Source organism: Zhongshania sp., assembly GCF_047636175.1.
Taxonomy (GTDB): Bacteria; Pseudomonadota; Gammaproteobacteria; order Pseudomonadales; family Spongiibacteraceae; genus Spongiibacter.
This window is the reverse complement of the sequence record NZ_JBLIKC010000044.1, coordinates 1-12,844: the sequence shown is the minus strand read 5'-3', so window position 1 is coordinate 12,844 and position 12,844 is coordinate 1. Positions and strand designations below refer to the sequence as shown.

Sequence of the window (12,844 nt, the reverse complement as noted above, 5' to 3'; positions counted from 1 at the left end):
TATTGATAAGCCATATAGCCAGTAATAGACGTGAAGGTGTTACCGTTGGAATACCAATTCATATTTACAGTAATGTTTTGCGTGTCGTTATTACTGAAATCGCCATTGGAGCTACGCTTGCGATCTGCGGTGTGATCCAACACCGAGTCGTCCGCCTGCAGATTCAAAATGGAGCCGTTATCTTGCAGTTGTAGCAGATTGCGAATGCCAACTGGTAATGCGCCCAGTAAACCGCCTATCGCACCTAAATCAGGGAATACCGTGTCATTTAGGATTTCACCGTAGGTCCTGCCAGTAAAAAGAAAGATGTCTGAATCGGAGGGGTTGTCGGTAAGAATTTCTGACTGGCGGCCAATAACATCAAAACTGCCCATTTCTAGTTTCAGCTTTGCATCAAAGTCATTACCGGCATCCCATGCGAATTTAAGACGGTAGGTTGCCTCTTTGCGCGCGGCTTCGTCGCGGTCGAGGATTTGGTTTTCTACAAAGCCGTCGGTTTTGCGCTGGCGCATCGCGAAACGAGCACTGAAATTATCAGTAAAAGGGCCTGAGGCCATAAAATCAATAACTTGCTCATTAAGATCAGGCTCGTAGGTGCCTTGCACAAAAAACTCAGCTTCATTACTTGGAGACGCACTACTGATGTTTATGGCGCCGGCAATACTATTCTTACCAAGTAAAATGTTCTGTGGACCACGTAAGACTTCAACACGTTCCAAATCTAGGAATGGCGCGCGGGCGAGTTGGGCCCGACCGTAGTATATGCCGTCTACATACATACCCACGGATTGCTCAAAGCCCTGGTTCTCGCCAGAGCCGATACCACGAATATAGATATCGGTACCAATACTTGATTCCGTCATTGTGAAGTTAGGCACATAGGCCTGCAAATCTTCAATTTTTGATAGGCCTGCTTCCATCATCTTGGAGCCGCTGATGGCGCTCACTGATACCGGAACATCCTGAAGACTTTGTTCCCGAAGCTGCGCGGTGACAATAACTTCTTCTAACTGCGCGGCCGAAAGGATTGGACTTTGTAATGCGCTAATACACATAGCGCTAACTAGCCATGCTCTTTTTATCACTGACGGACTCCTTTGCGGGCTGCAATCGACGCCGCTTAATTCTAAGTTAGAAATTATATTCTATCTATGCGTTAGCCGTTTTGCTGAAAGTCTCAAAATAGGATTTTAATTTTTCAGTTTTAGATGGATGTACGTTCGCTTTATTAAAGTCGCCGCGATGATGTGCAACCACCCTAGGGTTCATGACTTTGAACCAAAGAGGTGGAAAATACGCGAGCATCATCATGGAAGCATAGCCTGACGGTAATTGTGGGCTGTCGTCGAAATGACGCAACGCTTGGAAAGCGCGGCTAGGGTGGGCGTGATGGTCTGAATGACGCTGCAGTTGGTACAAAACCAAGTTAGTAACAATATGGTTGCTGTTCCAAGAGTGCTTAGGTAGGCAACGCTCATACCGGCCGTTAGCATCTTTCTGGCGCAGCAATCCGTAATGCTCAACGTAATTAATAACTTCTAGCAAAGAAGCACCCAATACCGCTTGCACAACTAAAAACACTAAAGCCATCCAGCCTAACACAATGGTGCAGGCGCCAAAAAAGATGAGTGTCATAGCCCAGGCTTGTAAAACATCGTTTCGCCAATGCCAAAACCCCAAGCCCTTACGTTCAAGACGGTGAGCCTCTATTTTACAGGCTGAACGAAGGCTGCCAATAACAGTACGCGGTAGGAAGCGCCAGAAGCTCTCACCCATTTTGGAACTAGCGGGGTCTTCAGGGGTAGCTACCCGGCGATGATGGCCGAAATTGTGCTCAACATAAAAGTGGCCGTAAGCAACCGGGGCCAGAGCCAGTTTCGCTAGAAATTGGCTGAATACATCGCGCTTGTGACCTAATTCGTGTCCAGTGTTTATACCAATACCGTTCACATAGGCACAGCTAAATAGGCCAGCGATAATACCCAGAGGACCTAGCTCAGTGCAGGCGAACCAGACGGCAATCAAGGTGCCCGCATATTGCAGAGGTATATAGGCATAAACAATATACTTGTAGTAATTGTCAGCTTCTAAGGTCGCGACTGCCGATTCCGGCGGATTGGAGTGGTCGGTTCCGATCAAAAAATCGAGTGCGGGAATAATCAAATATACAATAAGTGGGGTTAGCCACCAGCCCCAGATTTGTCCTGTTTGAACATAAACAAGAGCGCCTAAGACAGGGAAAAGTGGTACGAGGAGACCTAGTGACCAGAGGTAGCGTTTGGGGTCGCGCCACTGTGCTTCACTGCTTGTATTCATCAAGTTTTTACCTTTATTGTGTTTGCATGTACACAAATGAAATTTAAGCTATAACTTAACATGCGTCAAGTTAATGATCTGACCATTTTTCTATGGCTCAGTTAGCTATATTTGGGTATTTGCGGGGGATTTGCCGTACCATCGCTGTCTGTCATTAAAGGGTCACTATAGGTCCTGCTAAAATAAGAATCTTGAATAATGGAAACTGTATGAGCACAAGTAAGCCAAAGCAAAGTCGAAAGGGAAATCGAGAGAAATTAATGAATGCCGCACTAGAGATGCAGGCACAAGATCAGAGCGGCTTATCTGGTATTAGCCTGCGACGCATTACTAAGGCCTGCAATCTAAGTCCACCCGCTTTCTATAGTCATTTTGCGTCTATGGAAGAGCTGGGTCTGACGCTAGTTAACGATGTCGGGATTACATTGAGAGAATTATTGAAAGGGGTGAGGGATGCTGATACTGAGCAGTCTGTTATTGCCGCGTCGGTACAGGCAGCATTTGGCTATATCCGTGGCAATGAATCTTTGTTCATTCTTATAGCTCGCGAGAGGGCCGGAAGCTCTGCATTAATTCGAGCAGCAATTCGAACTCAGGTGAAAATGATTGTGGCTGAAATAGCGGAGGATTTTAAAGAGCGAGAACTCTTTAGCCGCTTTAATATAGTAGAAACGGAGGCAGCCGTAGCCGCAATCGTGTCGCTGGGATTGGGCTTAATACCTGATTTGTTTGACGTATCTCGTGACTCACCCGCTGAAGGCGATGCACTGCTGTCACAGTTTGCGTATCAGGTGCAGTTTATTTTGTCCAGATAGGGTTCAGGGTTAAGTTGAGAGTTTAGTGCTGATGGCCAGGGCGGCCATAGCTGCAGCACTACACTATAATTTCACGCATACGAAAAGAGCGTTTCCTGTACTGCGATTCCAAGGTACAAGCTTTTCGTAGTCATGTTCAAAAATATGGACGTCAAAATATGGTGATAGCAGCGCCCGCAACTCCTCAAAACTGACTGCCACCATAGGGTGTTCATCCTGCCAAGATTGGGTGTTATTTGCAGTGGTTTTTTGAATGCTGAGCTTTAGGCTTTGCTCTTCACCCTCTCCAAAGTAAAACCATTTCGAGCTGAAAACAAAGTCGCTGCCGCCTTGTTTCACCGTGTGGCTAGTAGAAGAGCCGTTGTCGATTTTGGTTTTGTCTACGCTATTAAAACAAAACACCCCCTTAGGCTCTAGGGCTGTATGGCTCCGTTTAATGCAGTCTTTAAGTCTTTCGACGGTAGCGGTGTAGTGGATGGAGTAGAGAAAGCAGGTGATTAAGTCGACGGGGGCTGACACCTTAAAATCGCACATATCTTGCCGGCTAAATTGCGCCGTTGGGCAGCGCCGCTGAGCAATATCTAACATCGGCTGATTGAGATCTATACCCTCACTAACGTAGCCGCGGTCGATAAGATGACGTATGTGCGGGCCGGTACCGCATGCTAAATCCAAGTGTCTAAGACCCTGATTACCGAAGATCTGCTGCAGTCTATGGGCTGTGTCACTCTGGGCTAAATAATCTATGTCGGCGCACATCAGATCGTAGTAGGCCGACAAATCGGTGTAGAGGATAGTCTCAGACATGGGCACAGACACAAATTTTTTATGGGTGGCGCAGTATAGCAATTAGCGTTGTTTTGGAAACCAAAAAGACAGTGGATAAACGAGCAGTTATCCACCTTTTCGCGCTGCGCTGTGACTTAGCTTGGCGGTTATACTGGCAGCTGTATTACTACTGACCTGTTTTTATAGCCGCTGACGCTCGAAGTGCCAACCGAGCATAATGCCCAGATAAATAATGCACCGAGTCGTCTTGGCTCAATGGCCAAGTAGCCAGTTTGATAGGCTTACTGATGTCGGTAACAATTACTAAAGTGGGTTCATCAACCTCTGATACTACGCCGATTGCCCCAAAGCCAATAGTAAATCCTTAGTAACCGCGGACAAGAAATCTCCGAAGCCGGGTATATCCAACTCCACCACGGTATAAAGAACCGCAGATTTATTGAGGTCCAGCATATACAAAGAATTTGTTTGTGCAAAACTGACTAGATATAAGCGGTCCTCTAAAAATCGCACGATATAGAGTGATTCCTTGGGCTTGTGAATCTCAATGGGACGAACACACTTTGGCAGGGTCATAATTAGTTATAGGGGCAAATCGTCGCTAAACTCTTGCCCAGAAGTTAGCTGGTGGACTGGGCATTACAGGGACTAATTTAAGCACTGCTTAACAGTGTTAGACGCCTATATCGTGAAATGCTTACAGTCATCATAGGCTTTACGGTAAGCTTGCGAAAACCCCATGACATTCAAGGCTTATGCGCTATTACAGCTTAGAGAAATACATCAACTTGTTTGACGGCTACCGCAAGGTCTTTAAGATTGATAGCCATCACCTAATGCTATTGCAGCTCGACGGCGATCGCTATTTGATTGAGAGCAACTGTCCGCATCGTGAGTATCCGCTGAGTGATTCGGATGTGGAAGGCATGGAGCTGGTATGTCCGCAGCACGGCTATCGATTTGATATACAAAGCGGGGCGCTAAAACACTTCAGCGAAGAACCTTGCCGGAACTTGCTGTGCTTTGATCTTGTCGATAGGGATAATGAAGTGGGAGTGATGCTAGAGTATTAAAGCTGGGAATATAGACGCGCTTAAATAGAGCGCATAAAAAAGCCCGGGCAGTGTATTCACTGTCCGGGCTTTTTTTAGAAGCTAACTAAGTAAATTACTTCGCTGCAGCCGCTTTCTTTTCTTTCTCTTTGGCAATAATGGTCTCAGACACGTTCGATGGGCAAGCCGCGTAATGAGAAAATTCCATTGAGAACTGACCACGACCAGATGTCATCGTGCGCAGTGTACTGATGTAACCGAACATTTCAGAAAGTGGTACATTTGATTTTATGCGAACGCCACTTGAGTTTGGCTCTTGACCAGAGATCATGCCGCGACGGCGGTTTAAGTCGCCGATGACATCACCTACGTGATCTTCTGGGCTGTAAACGTCAACTTTCATCACTGGCTCAAGAAGCTGTGGGCCGGCTTTAGGCATAGACTGACGGAAAGCGCCTTTGGCAGCAATTTCAAACGCGATTGCTGATGAGTCAACTGCGTGGAAGCCACCATCAACTAGCGTTACTTCAACATCTAGGACAGGGAAACCCGCCAGAGGACCTACACCCATCATTGAGCGGAAGCCTTTTTCAATGGCTGGGAAAAATTCCTTAGGAACGTTACCACCGACCACTTTAGAGATGAAAGTGAAACCAGTGTTCGCCTCGCCCGGCTTAACAACGTAATCAATCTTACCGTATTGACCAGAACCACCAGACTGCTTCTTGTGAGTGTAGCTGTCTTCAATTTCTTGAGTGATGGTTTCGCGGTAGGCGACCTGTGGTTGACCTACTGCCAAATCAACACCGTAGGTACGCTTAAGGATGTCGACTTTGATATCCAAGTGCAATTCACCCATTCCTCTCAGAATAGTTTCACCAGAGTCGATGTCGGTTTCAACGCGGAAAGTTGGGTCTTCAGCAACCATTTTACCGATCGCGACACCCATTTTCTCAGTTGAGCCTTTATCTTTAGGCGTAACCGAGATGGAAATAACGGGTTCTGGGAATACCATCGCTTCCAATGTACAAGGGTGCTTTGGATCACATAGAGTGTGGCCAGTTTGCACGTTTTTCATGCCCACAATAGCGATGATGTCACCAGCTTGTGCATGGCTTAATTCATTGCGCTCGTCAGCTTGCATTTCTACCATACGGCCAACGCGCTCTGACTTACCGGTGAACGAGTTAAGGATGGTGTCGCCTTTATTCAATTTGCCAGAGTAAATACGAACAAAAGTAAGAGCGCCAAAACGGTCATCCATAATTTTAAATGCCAAAGCGCGGAAGGGCTCATCAGCAGACACTATAGCGAATTTGCCGTTGGCGTTACCTTCTTCGTCAGTCAAAGGCTGCGGATTAACTTCGGTAGGCGTTGGCAAGTAATCAATAACTGCGTCCAACAACAACTGCATGCCTTTATTCTTGAAGGCAGAGCCACAGTAAGTTGGGAAGAAGACCAGCTCTAAAGTACCTTTGCGGATACAAAGATTGATGTCTTCAATAGAAGGTTGCTCACCTTCCATATAGGCCATCAATAGGTCGTCGTTCATTTCAAGCGCAGTTTCAACAAGTTGCTCGCGATACATTTCAACGTTATCAACCATGTCGGCTGGAACGTCTTCGATAGTGTAGTTTTCTGGCTGTCCAGTTTCATCCCAAATATAGGCTTTACGAGTCAACAGATCGACAACGCCTTTGAAAGTGTCTTCGGCGCCAATCGGCAAGGTCATTATTAAGGGCGTGGCGCCCAATACTTTTTTGACTTGATCAGTTACGCGAATGAAGTCAGCGCCGATACGGTCAAGTTTGTTTACAAAGATAAGACGCGATACTTTCGAGTCGTTGGCGTAGCGCCAGTTGGTTTCTGACTGGGGCTCTACGCCGCCAGAACCACAGAATACGCCGATACCGCCATCGAGGACTTTCAGTGAGCGATATACTTCTACTGTAAAGTCGACGTGACCCGGTGTATCGATAACATTGAAACGGGTGTCTTTCCAAAAACAGCTAACTGCCGCTGACTGAATGGTAATACCGCGCTCAGCTTCCTGCTCCATGAAATCAGTTGTTGATTCGCCTTCATGAACCTCGCCAATTTTATGGATTTTACCGGTCAGCTTAAGGATACGCTCGGTAGTCGTGGTCTTACCGGCGTCAACGTGGGCGAAAATACCAATATTTCTGTAACGGGATAGATCAGTCATAGCGCTCTCTAGATAAACTGGGTTGAAAATTAGGCCGCTAATGTACAGTAAATTAGTAAATTTTGCTTGCAGAAAATGACATAAGAAGGCGTTTGAGTGTATTTATTTGCTAAAAAATGAGGAGGAGGTAAGAAAACAGCTGCCAAGCTCTATCTCCACAGGAAGCATGGCCTGAATTTGTCGCATTTTCAGTGGCTTGGTGGCGAAAGAGGTCCTTTAATTAGAGCTGTGTTTAGTGATCCGCTGCAGGTAACTATGAACGCCGATCAATAAAGCCTACGCAAATATCTCGCTGGCTCTGCACTCTCCCACATCCGGTCAAAACGCTCTTGGTAATCTTTTACTGTTGGGGGCAGGTGATAGCTACACCAAGCGGTGTTTGGCGCACTTTCTGGATATGCAAAGATACCGCTGCGATCTGCAAGTAAAAAAAGCTCATCTAATTCCGGCCGAAAATCGGTCGGAAGCACGCGTAAGGGCAGGGCTGAGGGCAATCGTTGGCTCAGCGCCACCAAGGGGTGGTGGCTTTCTCTAAGGGCGGTTTCATCGCAAATTAATAGACGTATCTCACTTTGGCGATGGCGTCGGGCAAGTGCCGACAAGACGCTAACGATGGCGTCATTGGCATACAGCTCGGGCTCAAGCGCAGTGCTAAATATGCGCAGGGTTCGCCGTGCCTGAGCGCACAAATCCAACACTGTCGCGGCGCTGTCAGCCGGCACAAACCGAGGGCTGTCTTGCCCGAGCTTGCGATGCTCTCGCAATAATTGCTGCATGGATTGGTGGGGAATGCCGGCGTCCATAAATATATCGCCGTAGGTGGTAAAACCGGCTTCAGCATAAAAGCTGATGGCGTGATCTTGAGCGGCAAGACTAAGGACTCGCCAGTCTTGGTCTTTGGCGTAATCGACTACCGTTTTTAAAAGCGTTGTGCCGACACCTTGCCCACGGAAACTTTTACGCACCGCCATACGACCAATATTGCCATTACCGCGCACCCTAACCGTAGCAACCGCGCGCCCATCTATGTAGGCCAGCCAGTGGTGGCAATGCGCGTCATGTTCGTCGAGCTCTAGTTCAATTGGAACAGCTTGTTCGTCAACGAAAACCTCGTGACGGATGGCACTGAGCTCGCTACTGGCAGTTTGCCAATTAGTCTTGCGTATCATCATAGAAGCATAAAGTGCCATTGCAGAATAAGGCGTACATCATATCTGGGCTCAAGCGATGAGCAATATCGATAGTAATACCACATTCTATTTCACACAAAGCTTTAACGTCGTCGCGCTGATCTAGTGGATAGGGGAATCCCAATCCGTCGGCAAATAGGTAGTCATCATCGAAGGCCAGTCTAGCACCCAAGCGCAGCTGTAATGACTCGCCGTCAGCCAACTCCAGCAGAAACTCTTCCAGACTTAGGGAGTCGTCGACGAAATTTTCCTGATCTGGGACACGGGTCATCATTTCGCCAAACCAGCGGCCTAAGTGGGCATCATTATCGATATGTTGCAGTATCAGTGACTTAACGTGCTGACGAACATCGCCGGAGATTTCCGCAGGGTGAGCCTTGGCGTCAAGCTTCGGGTCTTGGTAGCGGATTGATTCATCGAGGAAGCTGGCAATATCATCACCATAATCACTTAGTAAGCTGGCCTCAGACGGCGCCCTAAAACCCACCGACAGGGTGATGCAGTCATCGCCTTCAGCAATGCCCCAGTGGGCCACTCCCGGCGGAACATATAGCACATCACCAGCGTCGAGCAGAAATTCTTGCTCAACACTAAAATCTTCGAGTAAGCGCAAGCCCGTCTGGCTCGCCAGTGGCGTATGCACCGAGCAATGGCCGCCCACTTTCCAGCGTCGGCGACCGCTGCCTTGTACTAAGAACACATCGTATTGGTCGTAATGGGGGCCAACACTGCCACCGTCGCAGGCGTAGCTCACCATAATATCTTCGGTGCGCCAACGCGGAATAAACCGGAAGTGAGCCAGTAAGTCAGCCAATTCCGGCAGGTAGTGGTCTACGCTTTGAACCAGCAAGGTCCACCTGGATGCCGGCAAGGCACTGAAATCGTCTTCCTTAAAGGGACCATTACGCAATTCCCATACGCCGTCGTTTTCAATAATAATGCGACTATCAACGCCGTCTTCGCAGGCTAGGCCGGCAAGTTCGTTACCGTCTAATGGGCACTGAAAGCCTGGCAGTGCATCCTTTAATAGCAGTGCTTCACGCTGCCAAACCCGATCTAAAAAAGCCTGAGGATCAAAATTTTGCAGCGCCACGACATTAAATCCGCTTTGCTTGGGCAACAGCATTGCCGATGTAGCTTGCCGGGGTCAGCTCGCGTAATTCAGCTTTTGCCGCGTCTGGCATATCTAGGCCATCTACAAACGCTTTTAAGATGTCTGCAGTAATACGCTGGCCGCGGGTGAGGGCTTTTAACTTTTCGTAGGGTTCTTCGATACCGTAGCGACGCATAACAGTTTGAATGGGTTCTGCCAATACTTCCCAGCTGTCGTTAAGGTCTGCGGCAATGCGCGCAGTATTTATTTCTAGCTTGCTCAAGCCCTTCATTGTCGCCTGGTACGCCATCACACTGTAAGCAATACCAACGCCCATATTACGCAGTACGGTTGAGTCAGTGAGGTCGCGCTGCCAGCGCGAGATAGGCAGCTTTACCGCCAAATGGTGCAGCACTGCGTTGGCGATGCCGAGATTACCTTCTGAGTTTTCGAAGTCAATGGGGTTAACTTTATGCGGCATGGTAGAGGAGCCTACTTCGCCGGCAATGGTTCGTTGCGTGAAATATCCCAGTGAAATATAGCCCCAAATATCACGGTCTAAATCAATTAGGATAGTATTGAAGCGGGCGACCGCATCGAATAATTCTGCAATATAATCGTGGGGCTCAATTTGGGTGGTGTAGCGATTCCAGTTAATGCCGAGCTTAGTAATAAAGTCTTCGGCATTGGCTTCCCAGTCGATGTCCGGGTAGGCGGACAAGTGAGCGTTGTAATTACCCACCGCGCCGTTGATTTTTCCCAACAATTCGATTTCAGCGATCACCTGGCGCTGGCGTCGCAGACGCGCCACCACGTTGGCGAACTCTTTACCCATGGTGGTGGGGCTGGCAGTTTGTCCGTGGGTGCGAGATAGCATTGGCACTTCGGCAAACTCATGGGCCTGATCAGTGAGTTTGGTGACAATGGCGTCACACTCAGATAGCAAGATTTCACGACCTTCACGCAGCATTAGGGCATGTGACAGATTGTTGATGTCCTCCGAGGTGCAGGCAAAATGAACAAATTCAGAAATCGCCGCTAGCTCAGCATTGCTGCTGATCGCTTCTTTTATATAGTACTCAATCGCTTTGACGTCGTGATTGGTCGTAGCTTCAATATTCTTAACTTTCTGCGCGCTACTTTCATCAAAGTTGGCAATTAGACCTTCTAAAACCGCATTGGCATCACTGCTCAGGTTAGGCACTTCAGTGATTGCGCCGTTTGCAGCTAGTTGCTGAAGCCAGCGCACTTCTACAATAAGACGATATTTGATCAGTCCGAATTCACTGAAAACGGGGCGCAGGCTAGCGGTTTTGCTGCCGTAACGGCCATCGACAGGTGAGATGGCAGAAAGCGCGGATAAGTCCATATTGAATACCTTTTCTATAGCGGGGCGGGCAGTTCAGAAAGCGCGCAATATACACGAATTAGCGTCGAATTTCAGTTGCCAGAAGGTGTTTGGTTTGGGTGAAAATATGATTTCTCTGCAATATCAATTTCCAGCGGTTACCGCCAGCTTGACGCCAGAGATAGCCAGCGCGAATCGCAGCTAATAAAAGTGCGCGAATACGAGCCGCGTTATGGGGGTTTTTCAGCTCTTGGGCGCTGCCGCTTATTTGGATTCGAAAGTTATACTTGGAAATCGTATCTTGATAAATCGCGGAAAGAGAGTTCGATAAGCTGTTAATATCGTTAATATTAAACTCTTTTTGTTTGGCGGTATGCTGCAGTCGACTACGCAATAGAGCTGAGGTATCCGAGTCCTTTCGGAGTTTTTTGTGAAGGTGCAATATCCCCAGACAATAGCGCGTCACGTTCTTGCGTTCGCCGTAGTCATTGCCGCTAAGTAAGTCCCGCAAGCCCCGCACACCCACTTCTAGATTTTCGATACTGCCGTAAGCTTCCTCAACGGTTGTCGCTGAAAATTTAAATAGGCTATCGATCGTGGCATCAATTGCCTGAGGCTCGGCTTGACCGGTGCGCGCAATTTGATCGACCAAGACCGCAGCTTGCACTATTGCAGCAAGCGCCAGAGTCTGCTGCCGCGCCCGCAGATCCTTGTCGACTTTTTGGATTTGATTATTACCGATCATTAATACTGATATCCTGCTTCTATGATGCCGCCCCCTAGGCAAACATAGGCGTCATAGAAGACCACCGATTGCCCTGGGGTAATTGCGCGTTGTGGATCGCTAAAATGCACATCAAAACCAGTCGCAGTTTGACGGATCTCGCACTGCTGGTCCGCTTGGCGATAACGGGTTTTAGCTGTGCATTGATACGGCATGGCCGGCATCTGCGCGCTTATCCAGTGAATATCACTAACCTGCAAGGCCTGTTTAAATAACGCCGGGTGCTGACTGCCCTGAGCAACGAGTAATACATTGCGAGTTAAGTCTTTCTCAATGACATACCAGGGTTCGTCGCCACCGCCCCTTACTCCACCAATACCAAGGCCTTGGCGCTGGCCGATGGTATGATACATCAAGCCGCTGTGCTGGCCCATATCGACACCGTCCAGAGTTTCAATGCGGCCGGGCTTAGCGGGCAGGTATTGTTGCAGGAAGTCTTTAAAGCGGCGCTCACCGATAAAGCAAATACCGGTGCTGTCTTTTTTATCATGAGTAATTAGGCCATGCTTTTCAGCGAGGGCGCGAACCTCAGGCTTTTCAATTTCACCGACTGGGAATAGCGTTCTAGCGAGTTGCTCACTGCCCACCGCGTGGAGGAAGTAGCTTTGATCTTTATTGGCATCGAGACCCTTTAATAACTGTGTTGTACCATTAACATCTCTTCGCCGGGCGTAGTGGCCAGTGGCAATATAATCTGCGCCCAATACCATCGCGTAGTCGAGAAAGGCTTTAAATTTAATTTCACGGTTGCAAAGAATGTCGGGGTTTGGCGTGCGTCCAGCTTTGTATTCCGCCAAAAAGTGTTCAAATACGTTATCCCAGTACTCAGATGCAAAGTTGGCTGTGTGCAGATGAATGCCCAATTTTTCACAGACCGCACTGGCGTCTGCCAAGTCATCTTTGGCAGTGCAGTATTCAGTGCCGTCATCCTCATCCCAATTTTTCATAAATAAACCCTCAACTTCATAGCCTTGCTGCATAAGAAGTAGGGCCGATACCGAGGAGTCAACGCCGCCGGACATGCCGACAATGACTTTGGTGTTGCTGGGGTCTTGCTGAGTCATTAATGATATCCATTAAGCTGGCTTTGTGGCGTCGCTGTGTTTGCTCGCCGCGCTAGTAAATCAGTGATAGTGGGTAGCGCTGCCCCCGCAAGTATCGCTCTAAGCATTCCAGTACCAAGGGGCTGCGAAGCTCAATAGTGCGTGCTCGCAGTTCGTCTGGAGTTAACCAAATTGCTTGCTCAATGTC

12 protein-coding genes are annotated in these 12,844 nt (G+C 48.2%); 2 read left to right on the top strand and 10 right to left on the bottom strand.

Translation table 11 applies throughout. The features are described 5' to 3' along the window. Window positions 1-1,085, bottom strand: a 1,085-nt coding sequence (locus tag ACI955_RS16760) for a TonB-dependent receptor (RefSeq protein ID WP_415244892.1), incomplete at its 3' end; no start/stop codon positions are given. A gap of 64 nt (window positions 1,086-1,149) precedes the next feature. After that, window positions 1,150-2,316, bottom strand: coding sequence for an alkane 1-monooxygenase (locus ACI955_RS16755; RefSeq protein WP_415244891.1), 1,167 nt, complete (start codon window positions 2,314-2,316; stop codon window positions 1,150-1,152). A gap of 209 nt (window positions 2,317-2,525) precedes the next feature. Between ACI955_RS16755 and ACI955_RS16750 the strand changes: the two genes are divergently transcribed. Further along, window positions 2,526-3,131 carry a TetR family transcriptional regulator gene (locus ACI955_RS16750; RefSeq protein WP_415244890.1) on the top strand — a complete coding sequence of 202 codons (606 nt, stop codon included), beginning with the start codon at window positions 2,526-2,528 and terminating at the stop codon, window positions 3,129-3,131. Between the two features lie 63 nt (window positions 3,132-3,194). Here ACI955_RS16750 and ACI955_RS16745 read toward each other — a convergent pair whose 3' ends face one another. Continuing rightward, on the bottom strand, window positions 3,195-3,938 hold the full coding sequence (locus ACI955_RS16745) for a class I SAM-dependent DNA methyltransferase (protein ID WP_415244889.1): 744 nt from the start codon (window positions 3,936-3,938) through the stop codon (window positions 3,195-3,197). A 312-nt stretch (window positions 3,939-4,250) separates the two neighbouring features. Beyond that, window positions 4,251-4,496: a beta-propeller domain-containing protein gene (locus tag ACI955_RS16740; RefSeq protein WP_415244888.1), complete on the bottom strand. Its 246-nt coding sequence runs from the start codon at window positions 4,494-4,496 to the stop codon at window positions 4,251-4,253. 179 nt (window positions 4,497-4,675) lie between these two features. On the opposite strand from ACI955_RS16740, the gene ACI955_RS16735 reads away from it, so the two are divergent. Then, window positions 4,676-4,993 (top strand): Rieske (2Fe-2S) protein, encoded by a 318-nt coding sequence (locus ACI955_RS16735; protein WP_415244887.1) that lies wholly within the window; start codon window positions 4,676-4,678, stop codon window positions 4,991-4,993. Between the two features lie 94 nt (window positions 4,994-5,087). Here ACI955_RS16735 and fusA read toward each other — a convergent pair whose 3' ends face one another. The 6 genes from fusA to mnmA all read right to left on the bottom strand — a co-directional run bounded on the left by fusA (window position 5,088) and on the right by mnmA (window position 12,657). Continuing rightward, window positions 5,088-7,178 (bottom strand): elongation factor G, encoded by a 2,091-nt coding sequence (gene fusA, locus ACI955_RS16730; protein ID WP_415244886.1) that lies wholly within the window; start codon window positions 7,176-7,178, stop codon window positions 5,088-5,090. Between the two features lie 266 nt (window positions 7,179-7,444). Further along, window positions 7,445-8,350, bottom strand: a complete 906-nt coding sequence (locus ACI955_RS16725) for a GNAT family N-acetyltransferase (RefSeq protein ID WP_415244885.1) — start codon at window positions 8,348-8,350, stop codon at window positions 7,445-7,447. After that, the gene (locus tag ACI955_RS16720; RefSeq protein WP_415244884.1) at window positions 8,331-9,461 is read right to left on the bottom strand and encodes a cupin domain-containing protein; all 1,131 of its coding nucleotides are present in this window, start codon (window positions 9,459-9,461) and stop codon (window positions 8,331-8,333) included. The genes ACI955_RS16725 and ACI955_RS16720 overlap by 20 nt, the downstream gene beginning before the upstream one ends. Window positions 9,462-9,465: 4 nt before the next feature. Further along, window positions 9,466-10,830, bottom strand: coding sequence for an adenylosuccinate lyase (purB, locus tag ACI955_RS16715; RefSeq protein WP_415244883.1), 1,365 nt, complete (start codon window positions 10,828-10,830; stop codon window positions 9,466-9,468). 58 nt (window positions 10,831-10,888) lie between these two features. Continuing rightward, window positions 10,889-11,554, bottom strand: a complete 666-nt coding sequence (gene hflD, locus ACI955_RS16710; protein ID WP_415244882.1) for a high frequency lysogenization protein HflD — start codon at window positions 11,552-11,554, stop codon at window positions 10,889-10,891. Beyond that, entirely contained in the window at window positions 11,554-12,657 is a 1,104-nt protein-coding gene (gene mnmA / locus ACI955_RS16705) for a tRNA 2-thiouridine(34) synthase MnmA (RefSeq protein ID WP_415244881.1), read from the bottom strand. Before mnmA ends, hflD begins: the two co-directional genes overlap by 1 nt. Between the last annotated feature and the right edge of the window lie 187 nt (window positions 12,658-12,844).

Excerpts from the sequence above, each read along its gene's own strand:
- ACI955_RS16735 (WP_415244887.1), top strand. The coding sequence starts at position 4,676 with ATGCGCTATTACAGCTTAGAGAAATACATCAACTTGTTTGACGGCTAC.
- ACI955_RS16745 (WP_415244889.1), bottom strand. The coding sequence starts at position 3,938 with ATGTCTGAGACTATCCTCTACACCGATTTGTCGGCCTACTACGATCTG.
- ACI955_RS16750 (WP_415244890.1), top strand. The coding sequence starts at position 2,526 with ATGAGCACAAGTAAGCCAAAGCAAAGTCGAAAGGGAAATCGAGAGAAA.
- ACI955_RS16740 (WP_415244888.1), bottom strand. The coding sequence starts at position 4,496 with ATGACCCTGCCAAAGTGTGTTCGTCCCATTGAGATTCACAAGCCCAAG.
- purB (WP_415244883.1), bottom strand. The coding sequence starts at position 10,830 with ATGGACTTATCCGCGCTTTCTGCCATCTCACCTGTCGATGGCCGTTAC.
- ACI955_RS16725 (WP_415244885.1), bottom strand. The coding sequence starts at position 8,350 with ATGATGATACGCAAGACTAATTGGCAAACTGCCAGTAGCGAGCTCAGT.
- ACI955_RS16755 (WP_415244891.1), bottom strand. The coding sequence starts at position 2,316 with ATGAATACAAGCAGTGAAGCACAGTGGCGCGACCCCAAACGCTACCTC.
- fusA (WP_415244886.1), bottom strand. The coding sequence starts at position 7,178 with ATGACTGATCTATCCCGTTACAGAAATATTGGTATTTTCGCCCACGTT.
- mnmA (WP_415244881.1), bottom strand. The coding sequence starts at position 12,657 with ATGACTCAGCAAGACCCCAGCAACACCAAAGTCATTGTCGGCATGTCC.
- hflD (WP_415244882.1), bottom strand. The coding sequence starts at position 11,554 with ATGATCGGTAATAATCAAATCCAAAAAGTCGACAAGGATCTGCGGGCG.